The 17,890-nt window shown below is 75.2% G+C and carries 18 protein-coding genes; 11 read left to right on the top strand and 7 right to left on the bottom strand.

The genetic code is table 11. The features are described from left to right. Positions 1-20: 20 nt before the first annotated feature. On the bottom strand, positions 21-602 hold the full coding sequence (locus M446_RS24715) for a class GN sortase (RefSeq protein ID WP_012334845.1): 582 nt from the start codon (positions 600-602) through the stop codon (positions 21-23). Then, positions 599-2,884 (bottom strand): marine proteobacterial sortase target protein, encoded by a 2,286-nt coding sequence (locus M446_RS24710; RefSeq protein WP_012334844.1) that lies wholly within the window; start codon positions 2,882-2,884, stop codon positions 599-601. The genes M446_RS24715 and M446_RS24710 overlap by 4 nt, the downstream gene beginning before the upstream one ends. A gap of 471 nt (positions 2,885-3,355) precedes the next feature. Here M446_RS24710 and msuE point away from each other — a divergent pair, with 471 nt between their 5' ends. The 3 genes from msuE to M446_RS24695 are packed head-to-tail and all read left to right on the top strand — an operon-like array spanning position 3,356 to position 5,665. After that, positions 3,356-3,991 carry an FMN reductase gene (gene msuE / locus M446_RS24705; protein ID WP_012334843.1) on the top strand — a complete coding sequence of 212 codons (636 nt, stop codon included), beginning with the start codon at positions 3,356-3,358 and terminating at the stop codon, positions 3,989-3,991. Continuing rightward, positions 3,988-4,806 carry an aliphatic sulfonate ABC transporter permease SsuC gene (gene ssuC / locus M446_RS24700; RefSeq protein ID WP_012334842.1) on the top strand — a complete coding sequence of 273 codons (819 nt, stop codon included), beginning with the start codon at positions 3,988-3,990 and terminating at the stop codon, positions 4,804-4,806. The genes msuE and ssuC overlap by 4 nt, the downstream gene beginning before the upstream one ends. 31 nt (positions 4,807-4,837) lie before the next feature. Continuing rightward, positions 4,838-5,665: an ATP-binding cassette domain-containing protein gene (locus M446_RS24695; protein ID WP_012334841.1), complete on the top strand. Its 828-nt coding sequence runs from the start codon at positions 4,838-4,840 to the stop codon at positions 5,663-5,665. A gap of 291 nt (positions 5,666-5,956) precedes the next feature. Here M446_RS24695 and M446_RS24690 read toward each other — a convergent pair whose 3' ends face one another. Continuing rightward, complete coding sequence (locus tag M446_RS24690; protein ID WP_012334840.1) at positions 5,957-6,151, bottom strand: hypothetical protein; 195 nt, start codon at positions 6,149-6,151, stop codon at positions 5,957-5,959. A gap of 259 nt (positions 6,152-6,410) precedes the next feature. Here M446_RS24690 and M446_RS24685 point away from each other — a divergent pair, with 259 nt between their 5' ends. Then, complete coding sequence (locus tag M446_RS24685) at positions 6,411-6,608, top strand: hypothetical protein (protein ID WP_018261050.1); 198 nt, start codon at positions 6,411-6,413, stop codon at positions 6,606-6,608. A 106-nt stretch (positions 6,609-6,714) separates the two neighbouring features. Here M446_RS24685 and M446_RS24680 read toward each other — a convergent pair whose 3' ends face one another. After that, a complete protein-coding gene (locus M446_RS24680; RefSeq protein WP_012334839.1) occupies positions 6,715-7,203 on the bottom strand; it encodes a hypothetical protein in 489 nt (162 codons plus the stop codon). Between the two features lie 639 nt (positions 7,204-7,842). On the opposite strand from M446_RS24680, the gene fliF reads away from it, so the two are divergent. The 5 genes from fliF to M446_RS24655 all read left to right on the top strand — a co-directional run bounded on the left by fliF (position 7,843) and on the right by M446_RS24655 (position 13,073). Further along, a complete protein-coding gene (gene fliF / locus M446_RS24675; RefSeq protein WP_012334838.1) occupies positions 7,843-9,462 on the top strand; it encodes a flagellar basal-body MS-ring/collar protein FliF in 1,620 nt (539 codons plus the stop codon). A 27-nt stretch (positions 9,463-9,489) separates the two neighbouring features. Continuing rightward, positions 9,490-10,542 carry a flagellar motor switch protein FliG gene (gene fliG, locus M446_RS24670; RefSeq protein WP_012334837.1) on the top strand — a complete coding sequence of 351 codons (1,053 nt, stop codon included), beginning with the start codon at positions 9,490-9,492 and terminating at the stop codon, positions 10,540-10,542. After that, positions 10,542-11,192 (top strand): FliH/SctL family protein, encoded by a 651-nt coding sequence (locus M446_RS24665; protein ID WP_012334836.1) that lies wholly within the window; start codon positions 10,542-10,544, stop codon positions 11,190-11,192. The genes fliG and M446_RS24665 overlap by 1 nt, the downstream gene beginning before the upstream one ends. 17 nt (positions 11,193-11,209) lie before the next feature. Next, on the top strand, positions 11,210-11,560 hold the full coding sequence (gene fliN / locus M446_RS24660; protein ID WP_012334835.1) for a flagellar motor switch protein FliN: 351 nt from the start codon (positions 11,210-11,212) through the stop codon (positions 11,558-11,560). A gap of 148 nt (positions 11,561-11,708) precedes the next feature. Further along, a complete protein-coding gene (locus tag M446_RS24655; protein ID WP_012334834.1) occupies positions 11,709-13,073 on the top strand; it encodes a sigma-54-dependent transcriptional regulator in 1,365 nt (454 codons plus the stop codon). Positions 13,074-13,169: 96 nt separating this feature from the next. Here M446_RS24655 and M446_RS24650 read toward each other — a convergent pair whose 3' ends face one another. From M446_RS24650 to M446_RS24640, 3 genes are all read right to left on the bottom strand, one after another. Then, positions 13,170-13,445 (bottom strand): DUF1153 domain-containing protein, encoded by a 276-nt coding sequence (locus M446_RS24650; protein WP_012334833.1) that lies wholly within the window; start codon positions 13,443-13,445, stop codon positions 13,170-13,172. Between the two features lie 137 nt (positions 13,446-13,582). Beyond that, complete coding sequence (locus M446_RS24645; RefSeq protein WP_012334832.1) at positions 13,583-14,284, bottom strand: flagellar hook assembly protein FlgD; 702 nt, start codon at positions 14,282-14,284, stop codon at positions 13,583-13,585. Between the two features lie 108 nt (positions 14,285-14,392). Beyond that, positions 14,393-15,733, bottom strand: a complete 1,341-nt coding sequence (locus tag M446_RS24640) for a flagellar hook-length control protein FliK (RefSeq protein WP_012334831.1) — start codon at positions 15,731-15,733, stop codon at positions 14,393-14,395. Positions 15,734-16,009: 276 nt separating this feature from the next. Here M446_RS24640 and mnmA point away from each other — a divergent pair, with 276 nt between their 5' ends. Next, positions 16,010-17,158 (top strand): tRNA 2-thiouridine(34) synthase MnmA, encoded by a 1,149-nt coding sequence (mnmA, locus tag M446_RS24635; protein WP_012334830.1) that lies wholly within the window; start codon positions 16,010-16,012, stop codon positions 17,156-17,158. Between the two features lie 78 nt (positions 17,159-17,236). Further along, positions 17,237-17,890 carry a class I SAM-dependent methyltransferase gene (locus M446_RS24630; protein ID WP_012334829.1) on the top strand — a complete coding sequence of 218 codons (654 nt, stop codon included), beginning with the start codon at positions 17,237-17,239 and terminating at the stop codon, positions 17,888-17,890.

Below are 17,890 nucleotides of genomic sequence, written 5' to 3'. Positions count from 1 at the left end.
CGGCGCAAGCCGCGCCCGCGCTATTCCCCGGGGATCAGCGCGGCCTCGACCAGGAGGCGCAGCGGCCCCCGGGTCGCGCCGTCGAGGGGCCAGCAGGTGGCGAGGACGAGCCGCCGCCCCGGCGCGTGCGGGTCGATGCCGGAGGCGTCGTGGCGCACCACCCGGGTCCCGGTGACCCGGAAGCGCAGGCGCACCCCGTCCCGGCGCGTCACCGCGACCGGATCGCCGGTCCGCAGCCGGTCGAGGCCGCGGAAATGCAGGTCGCGATGGGCCGCGTAGACGGCGGTGCCGGGCTCGCCGGCCTCAGGCGTGCCCGGCACGTGGCCGGGACCGAAGGCCAGGGCCTGCCCGCTGCTGGCGTCGAGGGCGACCAGGGAGCGGCCGAGGAGGGTCAGCCGGGCGACCGGCACCGTGTCGGCCCAGGGCCAGGGCCGCACCGGCCGGCCCCCCGCGGCGAGGCTCCGCGCGAAGGCCCGCTCCAGCAGCGCCTGGGCGAGGAGGCCCTTGGCCCGGATCGAGCCGGCCTGGCCCAGGAGGGCGAGGCCGGCCGCCAGCAGGAGGGCGGCGAGCGCCGCCCTCCCGGGCCCACGCCGCCCGGTCACGCGGGCCTCCGCGAGCCCGCGCCGCGCCCGAGCAGCCCGGCGCCGAGGCCGGCCAGCACGAGGCCGAGCCAGAGCAGGGCCGGCGCGTCGGTCCCGGTCTGCGGCAGGTCGACCCCGCGGCCCTCCTGCGCGGCGCGCGGGACGGGAGCCTCGGCCCGCCGCGCGCGCGGCATCCGCCCCTCGCCGCCGAACAGAGCCGAAAAGTCCCAGCCCGCCGGCAGGTTCAGGGGCAGGTCGGCGGCCGTGAGGGCGACGCCCGGCGGTCGCCGCGGGGTGACGTCGAGGGCGACGAGGCTGGTGAGCCGGGTCGTCAGCCGGTGCGCCAGGGCGAGCCGCAGGATCGCGGCGTCGGCGGCCTCGGCGCTCATGCGGCCGGTGAGGCGGGCGGTCTCGGCCTCGCCGATCTTCGCCCGCGCCCAGAGCTTCGAGATGCCGCTGCCCTCCCGCGCCTCGGCGAGGGTCAGCACCTGCTGCCAGGGCGCCTCGCCGATCCGCCCGCGCAGGGTCAGCGTGCCGGTCGCCTCCCGCAGGCGGGCGGCGAGGACCACCGGCTCGCCCCGGTAGAGGTCGGGCAGGAGGCGCGGGGTCGCCTCGACGCCGGGCTCCGAGAAGGCGGCCGCGAGGTCGGTGACGACCGGGCTCTCCAGCTTGGCGAGCAGCTCGGCCGTGCGCTCCGCCACCTGGTCGATCGTGCCGATCGCCGTGTAGCTGCCGCCGCCGAGTTCCGCCGCGTGGGTCATCAGGTGCCCGTTCGGGGCCGAGCCGATGCCGATCATGAACAGGCGCGAGCGGCCCCGCCCGGCGCTGATCGCGGAGAAGATCTGCTCCTCGTTGCCGATCGCGCCGTCGGTCAGGAACACGATCTGGCGCACGCGGTCGCCCTCCTCGGGATGCGGGTCGGCGAGGGCGGCCCGCAGGGGCGGCAGCATCTCGGTCCCGCCCCGCGCCTCCAGGGCCGCCACGAAGCGGCGGGCGGCGTCGCGATGCGCCTCGTCGGCCGGGACCGGGGCCGGGAAGAGCAGGTCCATGGTGTCGTCGAAGCGGATCACGTTGAAGCGGTCGGCCGGGCCGAGCCGGTCGAGGGCCACGAGCAGGCTCGCCTTGGCCTGCCGCATCGAGGCGCCGGCCATGGAGCCGGAATTGTCGATCACGAAGGTGACCTCGCGGGGCCGCCGCGCCGGCGCCCGCCCCTCGGGCGGCGTCACCACGGCGAGCAGGTACTCGTCCTCCCCGACCCGCTCGCGGAAGAGCCCGACCGCGGGCGCGGCGCTGGGAGCGGCGCGCCAGGTCAGCGCGAAGTCGCGGTCCGCCGGCACGGGGCCGTCCGCGAGGGTCACCCGGCGGCTGTCGGGGCCGGTCTCCTCGACGCGGATCGCGTGGGTGGCGCTCTCCACCGTCCCGAGGGGGAAGCCGGCCCGCAGGGTGACGGTGAGCGTCACCGGGTTGACGGGCCCGTGCACGGCCGGATCGAGGACCGGCGGGGCGATCCGCGCCCGGTCGGGCACCGGGTCGCGCGCCGGCCCCTCGGCGGCCGGCTGGAGCAAGCCGGGCGCCGGGCTGTAGCGGGGCGCGACGACCAGGGGCAGGCGCAGGGCGTGGGTGCCGCCCGACAGCCGCACCGGCTGCTGGAACGCGATCTGCACCAGCACGGTCTCGCCGGGGCCGATATTGGCCACGCTGGTGGTGAACAGGTTCGGGCGCTCCTGCTCGGTGAGGGCGGCGGCGCGGCCGGTCTCGCGCGCGGCCTCGTAGGCGGTGCGGGCGGCCTCGCGCGCGCGGATCTCCCCCGCGATGACGCGATCGCCGACGACGAGCGTCATCGTGTCGACGGCGGCGTCCTCCGGCAGCGGGAAGACGTAGGTGCCCTCGACCCACTGGTCGGTGGTGTTGCGGAAGACCTGGGTGAGCGTGGCGCGGGCGGTGGCGCCACTCACCGTCACGGCGATGTCGGTCCGCAGGCGCGGCGCCTCGACCGGCGCGGCCTCGCGGGCCGGGCCGCGCAGCAGCAGCGCTCCGCCGCCCGGTGCGGCGCGGGCGCCGTCGAGGCCGCCGAGCCAGGCGAGCAGGCCGAGGAGGACGGGCGCCGAGAGGGCGAGCGCCCGGCGCAGGGCGGCCGGCCAAGCGGTCGGCCAAGAGGTCGGCCGAGCGGTCGGCCAAGAGGTCGGCCAAGAGGTCGGCCAAGAGGTCGGCCAAGAGGTCGGCCGAGCGGTCGACCATGCGGTCGGCCGAGCGTCGGCGCGCGGCGCGCGGGCGCGCGCCGCCGGGAGGGGCGTGAGCAGCATCGGGGAACTCCGGGTGACCCGGCCGCACGGGCCGGTCACGTGCAGGCTCGCCGAAGCGGCGGGGCGCCGCCACGGGCAGCTTCGCCCTCGTTGCGTCGCGCTCCGCACCGGCGGGCGCGCCGGTCCGGATCCGGTGCGGATCCGTGCGGGAGCGTGCGGCGCGCCGGCCCGGGACCGCCGCGCCCGGCGCGCGGCATCGGGCGGGCCGCCGCATCGTTCGATAAACCGGACAAGAGCCGGCGCCCGGCCGGTCCCGCGCCCCGCCGATCCCGGCCGAACCGGCGGCGATGCGGGAGAGTCTTCTCTGCCGGGCCGGTCGGGAAGGAGGCCCGCCTCCGAGGTCTTGTTCTTTTAAAGGAACATTTCATTGACCGAGGGCAAGTTCTGGCCGAGCATTCATCTCCGTCCGCGGTCGCTCTCCTCGTGGCGGCCCGGCCGCGCGACCGCCCCCTTACGCAGCGGAATCCCCCGATGACGCGTCCGAAACTCGTCGGCTTCAGCGCCAACCTGCAGCGCCCCTCCAAGACCCGCGCCCTCGTCGAGGCCATCGCCGAGGAGACCGCCGCCCGCGCGGCCGTCGAGGTCCGCCTCTACGACCTCGTCGATGCGGGGCCGGGGCTCGGCGCGGCCTGGACGCGCGACCAGCTGCCGCTGCCGGCCCGCCGGATCATCGACGCGATCGAGCAGGCGGACGCCCTCGTGGTCGGCTCGCCGGTCTACAAGGGCGCCTATACGGGCTTGTTCAAGCACGTCTTCGACCTCGTCGACCCAGCCGCGCTGGCGAACAAGCCGGTCGCCATCGCGGCGACGGGCGGGGGCGCGCGCCACGCCCTGGTGGTGGAGCATTCCTTCCGGCCGCTCCTCGGCTTCTTCGCGGCGCTGGCGGTACCGAGCGCGGTCTACGCCTCCGACCCCGACTTCCAGGACGGCGTCCTCGTCGCGCCGGCGATCCGCGCGCGGGTCGGCGAGGCGGCCGGCCAGCTCGCGGCGCTCCTGCACCAAGGCGCCGGGACGGCGCTCCTGCACCAAGGCGCCGTAGCGGCGCATCTCGGCCAAAGCGCCGGGGCGGCGCAGCCGCCCGCCACCCGCGCCGGGGCGGGCCGGTGAGGGCCGGCGCGCCCGCGCCCGCGCGCGGCGGCCTCCCGGCGGGCGTCCTCGCCCCGGCCGCCGCGCGCCTGACGCCCTGGCTCCTGCCCGTCCTGATCCTGGTCGGCTGGCAGGCCGCGAGTTCCCTCGGCCTGGTCTCGACCCGGTTCATGCCGGCGCCCCTCGACGTGGCGGCGGTGGGCTGGCGGCTCGGCCGCACGGGCGAATTGTGGACGAACCTGTGGGTGAGCTTCCTGCGCGCGGCGGCGGGCTTCCTGGTCGGCGGCGGCATCGGCTTCGCGCTCGGCCTCGCCAACGGCCTGTCGCGGGCCGCCGACCGGCTCACCGACACGACCGTGCAGATGATCCGCAACGTGCCGCACCTGTCGCTGATCCCCCTCGTCATCCTGTGGTTCGGCATCGGCGAGGAGGCGAAGCTGTTCCTGGTGGCGCTCGGCGTGTTCTTCCCGATCTACGCCAACACGCTGCACGGCATCCGCGCCGTCGACCCGCAGCTGATCGAGATGGGGCGGGTCTACGGCCTGTCGCCGGCCAGCCTGTTCCTGCGCGTGGTGCTGCCGGGGGCGCTGCCGTCGATCTTCGTCGGCCTGCGCTACGCGCTCGGCATCATGTGGCTGACCCTCATCGTGGCCGAGACCATCTCGGCCTCGTCCGGGCTCGGCTACATGGCGATGCAGGCCCGCGAGTTCATGCTGGTCGACGTCGTGGTGCTGGCGATCCTGATCTACGCCCTGCTCGGCAAGGTGGCGGACGTGCTGACGCGCCGGCTCGAGCGGCTCTGCCTGTCCTGGAACCCGGCCTACCGGGCCGCCTGACCTCCCTCATCCCCCACAGCGACGAGCGACCATGACCGTCACCGCCCTGCGCCGGCTCGACGAGGCGGCCCTCTCCCCGGCGCCCCCGCGCCGCGCCCCCGCACCCGCCTCGGCGGGCCTCGCCGTCGGGCTGCGCGGCCTCGCCAAGTCCTTCGACGGGAGGCCGGTCCTGCGCGGCCTCGACCTCGCGATCCCGGCCGGCCAGTTCGTGGCGGTGGTCGGGCGCTCCGGCTGCGGCAAGAGCACCCTGCTGCGCCTCGTCCTCGGCCTGGAGGCGCCGAGCGCGGGCGAGGTCACCCTGGAGGCCGGCCCGCGCGAGGCGCGGGATCCGCGCCGGCTGCGCCGGATCATGTTCCAGGAGCCGCGCCTGCTGCCCTGGGCGCGGGTGCTCGACAACGTCGCGGTCGGCCTCGGCGAGGAGGGCGCCCGGCGGGCGCGCCGGGCGCGCCCCGCGGCCGCCCTCGCGGAGGTCGGCCTGTCGGACAAGGCCGGCCAATGGCCCGCGACGCTCTCGGGCGGGCAGCGCCAGCGCGTGGCGCTCGCCCGCGCCCTGGTCGGCCGCCCGGGACTCCTCGCCCTCGACGAGCCTCTCGGCGCCCTCGATGCCCTCACCCGCATCGGCATGCAGGACCTGATCGAGCGGATCTGGCAGCTTCAGGGCTTCACGGCGCTGCTGGTCACCCACGACGTCGCCGAGGCGGTGGCGCTCGCCGACCGCATCCTGGTGGTGGAGGCGGGCGTGATCGCCCTCGACCTCCCCGTGACGGTGCCGCGCCCGCGCCGCCGCGGCGACCCGGCCCTCGCCGCCCTGGAAGGCCGCATCCTGGAGCACCTGCTCGGCGGGGCGGTCCCGGCCTGAGGCCGCGCGGGCCCGTGCAGGTCCGTCCCGACCGCGCGCCGCGCGAGCCCGGCACGACGCTCCTCGGCATGGCGGGTGCCGCACGCGCCGCGCCCGCTGGCCATCGCTCGCGAGGGAGAGCCTGGCCGCGCCGGCGCGAGGCCCTGGTCAGGGCCGGCGCGCCGGCCGGCGCCTTAGGCCGACGGCCCGGAAGCGGGGCGCGTCCGGCCGCTGATCGGTCGCGGAGCATCGCGCCGGGGCGCGCCGACGCCGCGCCTGGCGAACGGCGCTCGCGGGGAACCGCCGCCGGCCTCAGGTCCCGCGGCGGCCCGCGGTGCCCCCGTCGCGCGTCTCGCCGTCCCGGGTGGCCGGACGCTGCGCCGGCGCCGCGGTCCCGACGCCGTGGCGGCTGTCGGTGACGGGCTCCCCGGCGTGATCGCTGCCGTCCCTGATGCCGATCGCCTCCTCCCGCTCCAGCGGGTTGAGCGGTTTCCGGGTCTCGGCCATGCACCCCTCCTGCGGTTGTCCACGCGGACGACAAGCCTTGGGCGAGGGCGCGGTTCGCGCCGCGCAACCATTTGCCGCGCCATGGCCGCCCGATCTGCGCGGACGGACCGGGTGCTTGCGACAGGGATCAGTGAATCATAGATCTCTCTCCCTGCATTCGCGCTGGGGCGCGGATTGCTGCGCCGTATACGATGATTGAACCTAAGTATTCTCCAAAGAGAGAACAAAAATCATGTCGCCGGGATGGAAGACAGTCCAAATGATCGCGCTCGAGCATCAGATATCGGCCGATCATGCACTCCAATTGGTGCAGAGGGCAGAGCTGCCGTGGATCGAGCTTGATTCTTTGGTTCTCTATCACCTGGTCTCGCCGCTGGATATCAGTGGCAAGCCTGGAGCCGAGAGCGAAGCAATGCGCGGCGCCAGTGCCGATGATCCGACCGCGCCCAAAGATTAAAGAGATCTTCTGAACCCGCGGCCGAGGCAGGCGCTCGGGGCCTGAGGCGGGTCGCGCCTTCCGCGGCGGCGGCAATCCGGCGCCGCGCGGCGGGGGCGGTTCGGGTCTAGGGGCGGACGGGAGCCGGTCGTTCCGTCCGGCCTTCGGGCGGTGCGGCGGAGCGGACGGCGAGCGCGGCGAGCCCGGCGGCGGCCGCGTCCTCGGACAGCGCGCGGGCCCAGTCGGAGGCGGTGCGCGTGCGGGCGCCGCGCGCGGCGCGGCCCAGCAGGGTGCCGGCGAGGGCGCCGGCCATCCCGGCGACGGCCCCGCCTCCGGGCGAGGCCCGCCCGGCCAGGGCCGCGCCGCCGGCCGCCCCGATGACGAGCCGCGCCAGGACGGAGGGTGGGATCCGGCGGTCGGGCGCGAAGGGCATCTTGTCGCCCGCCATCTCGGCCAGGGCCGCCGCGGTCGCGACCGCGCGGGCGCCCGGCCCGGCGGGGATCCACCGCGCCCGCGTCCGGCCCGAAGCGGCGGCCCAGCTCAGCGCCGCGCAGGCCGTCATGCTCCGCAGGCCCGTCGCGACGCCGATGCCGAACGAGGCGACGTGGTCCCGCATTGTCTGCTCCGTGGTCCCGTGACGATCGCGGGACAAGGGGCGGGCGGACCGGATGGTTCCGGCGGCGACCGGACGGGCCGGGCCGCCGGCCGGGCGATCCCGGCCCGTCCTCCTCGCCGCGCGCCGCCCCCGGCCGAATTCGACACGGGCTCGTCGTTCTCCTCGGCGTCGGCGGACGCCGCCGAACCGTTCGCCGGCCGTCCCTGCGCCAGGGCCGGTCCGGCCAGGACGGTCGGGGCTGCGCCGCGTGCCGCGACCTTCCTCGTGGCGATCTGCGCGAATCGGCCGCGCCGGCGGCGCGGCGCCGAGGAAGGCGGTCGCGGGCGGACGATTCGGGATCGCCCCGGCGCGGGTTCCATCCCCGTCGCGCTCCCGGCGGCGCGTTCGACAATCGCCCTGCACGACTTCCCCGCACATCCCGTCGGAGGAATCGGCCCATCGCCGTCGAGCCGGCGCATCCTGCCGATCTCGCCCGATCGTCCGGAACGGCACAACGTCCCGTTAGGTCTCGCGACGGCGAGCCGGGAGCGGCGGCGCTTTGCCGGACTCGGCGAGGCGCCCCGTTAACCGGCCACTAACCATGCGCCGGCAATTTTTGCCTACGGGCCGGAGCGGCCCCTGTGGCGGGTTGAGCGCGTCGTGCAACCGGTTCTCGATCTGATGGCGAAGTTCGGGCCGGCACGCCTCGCCGCCATGGGCGCGGTCACGCTCGTCCTGGTGGGCTTCTTCGCGTTCGTGATCCTGCGCGTCTCGCGGCCCGAACTGGGCGTGCTCTACGCGGACCTCTCCCTGCAGGATGCGGGCGCGGTGATCCGGGACCTGGAAGCGCGGGGCATCCGCTACGAGACCCGCGGCGATCTCGGGCAGACGATCCTGGCGCCTCGTGCCGACCTGCCCCGCCTGCGCATGGACCTCGCCGGCAAGGGCCTGCCGAGCGCGGGCGGCGTCGGCTACGAGCTCTTCGACAAGGGCGACGCCTTCTCGACCACGACCTTCGTCCAGAACGTCAACCACCTGCGCGCCCAGGAGGGGGAACTCGCCCGCTCGATCCGGGCGATCGGCCGCGTGCAGGCGGCGCGGGTCCATCTCGTCATCCCGGAGAAGCGGCTGTTCAACCGCGACCGGGAGCTTCCGAGCGCCGCCATCGTGCTCAAGCTCGCGGGCGACCTCGATCCCGGCCAGGTCCGGGCGGTGCGCCACCTCGTGGCCTCCTCGGTGGAGGGGCTCAAGCCCGAGAGGATCTCGATCGTGGACGAGCGCGGGCGCCTCCTGGCGGACGGGGCCGGGCGCGACGACGCGCAGGCCGTCCTCGGCCTCGACGAGCGGCAGGCCAGCCTGGAGCAGCGCCTGCGCGCGCAGGTCGAGGGGATCGTGGCGGGCATCGTCGGGGCGGGCCGCGCCCGCGTCCAGGTCGCGGCCGAGCTCGATCCCAGCCGGATCGAGAGCCGCTCGGAGAGCTTCGATCCCGAGAGCCGGGTCGTGCGTTCGAGCCAGACCCGCTCGGAGACCTCGGCCTCGCAGGGGCCCGGCGAGACCGGCGTCAGCGTCGGCAACGAGCTGCCGGGCGCCCGCGAGACCGCCCAGGCGAACGGCACCCGCGAGACTTCGAACAAGAACGAGGAGACGACGAATTACGAGATCTCCCGGGTCACGCGCACCGAGGTCAACGAGGGCGGCCGGATCAAGCGCCTCTCGGTGGCGGTCGTCATCGACGGCAGCTACCAGCCGGGGCCGGACGGCAAGCCGGTCTACGCGCCCCGCAGCCAGGAGGAGCTCGACCGCATCACCGCCCTGGTGCGCACGGCGGTCGGCTACGACAAGGGCCGGGGGGACCAGGTCGAGGTCGCCAACCTGCGCTTCGCCGACACCGCCGTCCCGGCCGAGCTTCCGGAGGAGGGGCTCCTCGCCTCGCTCCTGAAGCCCACCAAGGAGGAGGTGCTGCGCCTCGTCGAACTCGCCGTCCTGGCCCTGCTGACGCTCGTGGTGGTGCTGGCGGTCATGCGCCCGCTGCTGCGCCGCGTGCTCCCCGCCGAGGCCCCGCCCGAGCCGGCCCTGGCCGCCGTCGCGGTCCTGCCGGCCGCGGGCGCGGAGGGGGAGGGGGCGCCGGCCCTGCCCGAGAGCCCGGCGCGCCAGCTCGTCGAGTTCGCCAAGATCAACGGCAAGATCCAGGCCGAGACGATCGCGCGCGTGGCCGAGATCGTGCGCCAGAACCCGGTCGAGACCGCCGAGGTGCTGCGCGGCTGGATCCAGGACCGCTGAACCCCCGAGAGGATCCCGAACGCCCCCATGGCCGTCTCCCCGAAACCCGCCCTCCCGGACACGCTGGCCGAGAACCCGCGCCTGGCGGAGCTGCCCGGCCCGCAGCGGGCCGCGGCCCTGCTGCTGCTGCTCGGCGACGAGGCCGGCGCGCCGATCTGGCGCCTCCTGGAAGAGGACGAGGTCAAGAAGGTCTCGCACGCCATGGTCCAGCTCGGCTCGCTGGAACTGGAGACCGTCGAGCAGCTCATCGTCGAGTTCGTCTCGAAGCTCTCGTCGAGCGGCGGCGTCAGCTCGAACTACGAGCGCACCGAGGCGCTGCTCCTCAAGATCTTCCCGCCCGAGCAGGTCTCGCAGATCATGGCCGAGGTGAAGGGCGCCTCGGCCCGGCGGGTCTGGAGCAGCCTGACCCAGATCGACCCGGAGATCCTCGCCTCCTTCCTGCGCAACGAGTACCCGCAGACCGTTGCGGTGATCCTCTCGCGGGTGCGCTCGGACTACGCCGCGCGGGTCCTCACCATCCTGCCGGAGGATTTCGCCATCGACGTGCTCAACCGGATGCTGCGGATGGAGACGGTGCAGAAGGAGGCCCTGCGCCACATCGAGGAGATGCTGCGCAGCGAGTTCGTCTCGACCATCGCCCAGACCACGCGGCGCGACGCGCACGAATTGATGGCGGACGTCTTCAACGCCTTCGACCGCCAGACCGAGGCGCGCTTCCTCACCGCCCTCGACCAGAACAACCGCGGCGCGGCGAAGAAGATTCGCCAGCTCATGTTCACCTTCGAGGACCTGCTCAAGCTCGACGCCGGCAGCGTGCAGACGCTCATGCGCGCGATCGACCGCGACGTGCTCGGCCGGGCGCTCAAGGGCGCGTCCGAGCCGGTGCGGGCCTTCTTCTTCAGCAACATGTCGAGCCGCGCGGCCAAGAACCTGCAGGACGAGATGGCCTCCCTCGGGCCGATCCGCCTCAAGGAGGTCGATGAGGCCCAGGCCAGGATCACCGAGACGGCGAAGGAGCTCGCCGAGAAGGGCGAGATCATGATCGCCAAGAACAGCGCCGAGGAGGAGCTGGTCTACTGATGGCCGAGCCGCGGCGCTTCCTGTTCGACAACGACTTCCGGGTGCCGGGGGGCAGCGTGGCGCGGGCGCGCGAGGAGGCCGAGCGCGCCGCCGCCGCCGCCCGCGCCGAGGCCGAGGCCGCCGCCTCCGCGCGGGCCGCGGCGGAGCTGCGCCGGGCGATCGACGAGGCCCGGGCGGCCGGCCTGCAGGAGGGCCGCGCCCAGGCCGAGTCCCAGGTGCAGGCCCGGCTCGCCGACGCCCTCACCCGGGTCGCGGTGACGGCGGCGGGCCTGCTCGCGGCGGCCGATGCCCGCGACGCCGAGCGCGAGGCCCAGGCCCTCGACTTCGCCCTGGCGCTCGGCCGCAAGATCGCCGGCGAGGCCCTCGACGCGCGGCCGGTGGCGGCGATCCTCGAGACCGCCCGCGCGGCCCTCCAGCACCTGCGCGGCGTGCCCCACCTCGCCGTGCGGGTGAACGACGCCCTCGTGGACGAGACCCAGGCCGCCCTGGCCCGGCTCGCCCGCGAGCGCGGCTTCGAGGGCCGCCTGATCGTGCTCGGCGATCCCGACCTGATGCCGGGCGACGCCCGCATGGAATGGGCCGACGGCGGCGTCGTGCGCGAGCGCGCCGCCATCGAGGCCGCCCTGCGCGCCGCCCTCGACCCCCTTTAGACCCGGAGACGCACCCGATGGCGCCCGACGACGAACTCGGCCTGCCCCAGCTCAGCGAGGCCGACCTCGCCTACGACCCGAACGGCCACGGCCCGCTGCGCGACGGCCCCCCGGCCCCCAAGAGCGCCGCCGACCTGGAGCAGGTCTTCGACGTTCCGGTCGTGGTCTCCGCCGTGCTCGGCGCCTCCCGCATGCCGGTCGGCGACCTGCTGCGCCTCGGCCCCGGCACGGTGCTGGAACTCGACCGCAAGGTCGGCGAGGCGATCGACATCTTCGTCAACAACCGCCTCGTCGCGCGCGGCGAGGTGGTGCTGGTCGAGGAGCGCCTCGGCGTCACCATGACCGAGATCGTCAAGAGCGACGGCTGATCCGGGATCCGCTTGATCGAAGCGGATCCCGGATCACGAGCCCGCGCGGCGCCTGAGCGAAGCCGACATCCGCATTGCGACGCAATCAACCGGATGTCGGATGAGCCGCAGCCCCGCCCGATCCCCGACAGACTGCGGAGTGCCCGCGATGCGCCTTCTCATCATCGGACGCCTGAACGGCGAACTCGTCACCGCCTCGAAGATCGCCATGAGCCGGGGCGCGGCCGTCACCCAGGCGGACGGCGTCGAGCAGGGCCTCACGGTGTTGCGCGCCAAGGGCGCCGACCTCGTCATGATCGACGTGGGGCTGCCGGTCCGCGCCTTCGTCGACGCCCTCGCGGAGGAGCGCATCCGCACGCCGGTCGTCGCCTGCGGCACCGGCTCGGATGCCAGGGCGGCGGTGGCGGCGATCCGGGCCGGGGCCAAGGAGTACATCCCGCTCCCGCCCGACCCCGAGCTGATCGCCGCGGTGCTGGAGGCGGTGGCGGCGGACGCGCGCAGCTTCGTCTGGCGCGACCCCGCCATGGAGCGGGTCGTGAAGCTCGCCGAGCAGGTGGCGCGCTCCGACGCCTCGGTGCTCATCAGCGGCGAGAGCGGCACCGGCAAGGAGGTGCTCGCCCGCCACGTCCACGCCAAGTCCGCCCGCGCGGGCAAGCCCTTCGTCAGCGTCAACTGCGCGGCGATCCCCGACGCGCTGCTCGAATCCGAGCTCTTCGGCCACGAGAAGGGGGCCTTCACCGGCGCGGTGGCCCGGCGCATCGGCAAGTTCGAGGAGGCCTCCGGCGGCACGCTCCTCCTCGACGAGATCTCCGAGATGGACGTCCGGCTCCAGGCCAAGCTGCTGCGCGCCCTGCAGGAACGCGTCATCGACCGGGTCGGCGGCAGCCAGGGCGTGCGCGTCGATCTGCGGGTGCTCGCCACCTCGAACCGCAACCTCGCCGAGGAGGTCCGCAAGGGCACCTTCCGGGAGGACCTGCTCTACCGCCTCAACGTCGTCCACCTGCGCCTGCCGGCCCTGCGCGAGCGCCCGGCCGACATCCTCGAACTCGCCCAGCACTTCGCCCGGAAATACGCGGAGGTGAACGGCATCCCGGCGCGGCCGCTCTCGGCCGAGGCGCGCCGCCTCATCGTCGCCAATCCCTGGCGCGGCAACGTGCGCGAACTGGAGAACACCCTGCACCGGGCCGTCCTCCTGGCCCAGGGGGCGGAGATCGGCCCGGAGGCGATCCGCTCCCCGGAGGGCGAGGCCCTCGACGGCGGGGCCGGCACGGCGGCGCGGGCGGTTCAGACGGCCGAGGCGGTGACGCGCAGCCTCGTCGGGCGCACCGTCGCGGAAGTCGAGCGGGACCTCATCCTCGACACGCTCGACCATTGCCTCGGCAACCGCACCCATGCGGCGCGGATCCTCGGCATCTCGATCCGCACCCTGCGCAACAAGCTCAACGAATACGCCCAGGCCGGGATCCTGGTGCCCGAGCCCGGTCAGGCCCGCGCGATCGCGGCCTATGGTTGAGGAGGGGCGCCGGCCCCGTCGCGGCGCCGGGGACCGGCGGTCCCGCGCGGCCCTTCGGGGCAGGCCCGGCGCGTCTCGGACGGGCCGGGGCGCCGGTCACTGGCGGTAGTGCTGGATGCGCGTCGTGCGCAGGCCGGCGAGGCCGTGCTGCTCGATCGAGTATTGCCAGCTCAGGAATTCCTCGGTCGTCAGCGTGTAGCGCTGACAGGCCTCCTCCAGGCTCAGGAGGCCGCCGCGCACCGCAGCCACCACCTCGGCCTTCCGGCGGATCACCCACCGGCGGGTGTTGGTCGGCGGAAGATCCGCGATCGTCAGGGGGCTTCCGTCGGGCCCGATGACGTACTTCACCCTCGGGCGGTGCGGCTCGGTCATGATACGCTCTTACACTCGACTGACCTGTCGCCATTCACGCTAGCCAGCCGCGTTTAAGATTGCTTGAATCGCAAAGTTAGGATGTGATTCGTCCGCCTCGGGTTATCCAAGGGCTGTGGATCACGGGTCCGATGCGCCTAGGATCCGGAGGCGGAGGTGGATCCAGAGGCTTGGGCGCCGCCGATGGCCTGGACCCGGCTGAGGGGCACGCTGCGCCCGCCGATGCTCAGCATGGGCTCCGACCCGGTGACGTCCACGCTCGCGATCGTCCCCGTGACCTTGGTGTCGACGCTCACGGTCTGCCCGGTGGCGTCGGTGGCCTGGACCTTGAGCGTGTAGGTGCCGTCCGGCGCCGTGAGCCCGGTCGAGGAGCGGCCGTCCCAGGTGAAGCTCTGGCCGCCATTCGCGAGGGACTGGGTCCGCGTGGCGACGACGTTGCCCTTCTGATCCGTGATCGTCAGCACGGCCCGGGTCGCCGCCCGCGCCGCCGTGAGGGTCCAGCTGGCGGATCCCCCCGCCAGGGCGGCGGTCGCCCCGTCCGCCGTCACGGTCTTGCCGACCAGGCCGGCCGCCGAGGAGGCCGTCGCGGCCTTGCTGGCCGCCACCATCGTGTCGAGGCGGTCGTTGGTCTTGAGCTGCTGCTCGACCGAGGCGAATTGCACCAGCTGCTGTGTGAACTGGTTGGTGTCGAGGGGGTCGAGCGGGTTCTGGTTCTTGAGCTGCGTCGTGAGCAGGGTCAGGAACTGGTTGAAGTTGCCCGCGATGGTGGCGGAATCGCTCGCCGTGTTGGTCTTGGTGCCGGCCGAGCCGGTGAGTGTGCTGCTGATGCCCGTGGCCATGGCTGCCTCGCCGTTCGGGGGCTCGCGCCTCGTTCACCGGACGGTTCGGGCCCGGGCGAGGCGGTGCGGGAAGGAGAACCTGGGCGGAGCGGCGGCGCGCCGCTCCGCCTAGATGCGGATGTCGAGCCCGAGCCGCCCGCCGCGCCGGACGGGGGCGAGCGGGATCGGGTCGGATTCGCTCACGGAGCCGTCGAGGGCGCCGCGTCCCGGATCGGGCGAGCGCCCCTCCCGGCCGGGCTGGCCCTGGCCGCCCGATCCGTCCTGGAGCGAGAAGCTCAGGACCGCGTCCGCGGCGGAGAAGCCGGCCTGCGCGAGCGCCTGCTGCAGGCTGCCGGCGTCGCGCTGGAGCAGCGCCAGCGTCTCGGGCCGCTCGACCGTGAGGTGGGCCCGGACCGAGCCGCGCTCCCGGTCGAGGTCGAGGCGCACCTCGATCCGGCCGAGCTCCGCCGGGTCGAGCCGGATCTCGAACTGGTTCATCCCGGCGAGCGAGCGCAGGCCGATCGTCATCGGCACCGCGCCGAGGGGCACCGGGGGAGGGGGCTGCGCCGGGGCCGCCTGGGCGGGCGACGCGGCCGCGCCGCCCGCCGGGGACGCGCCCTGGGGGGCCTTGGCGTCGGCGAGCGCCGCCGCGAAGCCCGCAGCGCCCGCCTCGGCCCTGCCGGGTCCCGCATCCGGGGCCGCCTCGGCCGCATCCTCGGCGGCGCGGCCCGCCGCGCGTCCGCCGCCCGCCGCTCCCTCGGCCCGCGCGCCCCCGGCCTGCGCGCCGCCGGCTTGGGCCGTTCCGGCCTGAGCCGTTCCGGCCTGAGCCGTTCCGGCCTGAGCCGTTCCGGTCTCGGCCGTCCCGGCCTGGGCCGTCCCGGCCTGGGCCGTCCCGGCCTGAACCGCCGCCGGGCCGTCGCCGGCCTGCGCCGGGGCGGCATCGCCGGCCGGCGCCGCGCCGGTCGGCGGCGCGGGCGGCGTCGCGTCGGGACTCGCCGCCTGGGCGAGGGCGTTCGGAACCGCGTCGCCCCGGGCCTCGCTCCCGTCCGGGCGATCCTCCGCGTCGGGTCCCCTGCGGGACGCCCTCTCCTTGGTCGCGCGCGGCGCGTCCCGCGCGGCGGCCCGAGGGTCGGAGGCGGGCTCCCCGGTCTCCGGCCGCTCCGCGTCCCGCGGGCGCGCGCCCGGACGCTCGGGAGGCCGCGCGGCCGCCTCGGCCCGGGGGCTCCCGGCGGCGCCGGACGCGCCCGGCCTGGCCGGGGCGGGCCGGCGCGCCTCCGGCGCCTCGCGCCTCTCGGCCGGGGCCGTCGCGGGGGCGATCCCGCTGCCGGCAGCGCCCGGGCGGGCCGTCCCGCCGGCGGCGTCCCGGGCGATCCGGAACGCGGCGGAATCGGCCGCGGCGCGCGGCGCCGGCCGGCGCGGAACCTCCCGCGCCGCCGCCTGAACTGCCTCCCCGGGCCTCGCCACGCTCATGCCGGACCGCTCCCTCGACCGCGTGGCGCCACGCAAGCGCGGGGCCAGACCCGATTGGCCTCCAAACATCTGAGAAGAAACGGGAAATTGACGCCGCCGCGGCGCCGCGGCGCCGCGCGCCGGCGCGATCTGCCGGGCGCGCGGCAGATCTTGCCGGGTCGCGGGCCGCGCCCGCCCTGGCAGAACGCGCCGTCCATCACTATAGGAAGGGCGGTCAGCCGGTGCCGGGAGCGTGCCCGCGGCCGCACCGATCCCCGCGCCCGATCCTCGAGGACGATGAACTCGCTCGATCTGCCCAAGGCCCCCCAGGACACCCGCGTCGTGGTGGCGATGTCGGGCGGGGTCGATTCCTCGGTCGTCGCCGGGCTGCTCAGGCGCCAGGGCTACGACGTCGTCGGGATCACGCTCCAGCTCTACGACCACGGCGCGGCCACCCATCGCCGCGGGGCCTGCTGCGCCGGCCAGGACATCCACGACGCCCGGCGGGCCGCCGAGACGCTCGGCATCCCGCACTACGTCCTCGATTACGAGGACCGCTTCCGCGAGGCGGTGATCGACCGCTTCGCCGAGAGCTACATCCACGGCGAGACGCCGATCCCCTGCGTCGAGTGCAACCGCTCGATCAAGTTCCGCGACCTGCTCGCCACCGCCCTCGACCTCGGCGCCGACGCGCTGGCGACCGGCCACTACGTGGCCAGCCGGGCCCGGCCGGGCGGCGGGCGGGCGCTCTACCGCGCCCTCGATCCGGCCCGGGACCAGAGCTACTTCCTCTACGCGACGACGCCCGAGCAGCTCGACGTCCTGCGCTTCCCCCTCGGCGAGCTGCCCAAGGACGAGACCCGGCGGCTCGCCCGGGAATTCGGCCTCGCCGTGGCGGACAAGCCCGACAGCCAGGACATCTGCTTCGTGCCCCAGGGCCGCTACCAGGACGTGATCGCGCGGCTGCGGCCCGACGCGGCGCGGCCCGGCGAGATCGTCCATCTCGACGGGCGCACGCTCGGCCGCCACGAGGGCATCATCGGCTTCACGGTCGGCCAGCGGCGGGGCCTCGGGCTCGCGACCGGCGAGCCGCTCTACGTGGTGCGCCTCGATCCCGAGACGGCCCGCGTGGTGGTGGGCCCCCGCGAGGCGCTCGCCACCTCGGTGATCCGGATCGCCGAGACGAACTGGCTCGGCGACGAGCCCCTGGCCGACCTCGACGGGATGCCCGTGGCGGTGCGGGTCCGCTCGACCCGGGAGCCGCGCCCGGCGGCCCTGCGCTGGAACCGGGCGCTCGCCTGCGCGGAGGTCGTACTGGAGACGCCGGAGGACGGCGTCTCCCCCGGCCAGGCCTGCGCCATCTACGCGGATGACGGGCCGCGCGCGCGGGTGCTCGGCGGCGGCACCATCCAGAAGGTCGAGGCGGCGCGGCGCGAGGCGGCCTGAGCGCCGGACGATGCAGGAGCGCAGGCGTCGCGGGCGGCAGCGCCGGCCCCGCGGCCTGCCCAGGGAGAGACACCACAGATGCTGAGCGAGCCGCGGGCGGCCGGCCCGACCACCGCCCTGATGCGCAAGGCCTATGCGCGCTGGGCGCCGGTCTACGATGTGGTTTACGACAAGCTGACCGAGCCGGCCGCGCGGGACGCCGTGACGGCCGCGGTCGCCTGCGGCCGCCGCATCCTGGAAGCGGGCGTCGGCACCGGCCTCTCCCTCGGCTACTACCCGGCCGGGACCGAGCTCTACGGGGTCGACCTCTCGGAGGACATGCTCCGGCGCGCCGCCCAGAAGGTGCGCCGCCGCGGCCTCGCCCATGTCAGGGGCCTGCAGGTGATGGATGTCTGCCGGCTCGGCTACGCCGATGCGAGCTTCGACGCGGTGGTGGCGCAGTTCCTGATCACCCTGGTGCCCGACCCCGAGCGCGCCCTCGACGAGTTCCTGCGCGTGCTGCGGCCGGGCGGCGAGATCGTGCTCGCCAACCATTTCGGCCAGGCGGACGGCGCGGTCGCCCGCGTCGAGGAGATCGTCGCGCCGCTCTGCTCCAAGATCGGCTGGTCCTCGGACTTCAAGGCCTCCCGCATCGAGGCCTGGGCCGGGCGCCGGGGCGTCACCTTCGTGGGTCTGCGGCCGACCTTCCCGGGCGGCTTCTTCAAGATCCTGCGCCTGCGCAAGGCGGCCTGA

The sequence above is a fragment of the Methylobacterium sp. 4-46 genome (genome assembly GCF_000019365.1).
GTDB lineage: Bacteria > Pseudomonadota > Alphaproteobacteria > Rhizobiales > Beijerinckiaceae > Methylobacterium.
This window is presented reverse-complemented; position numbering and strand designations above follow the sequence as displayed.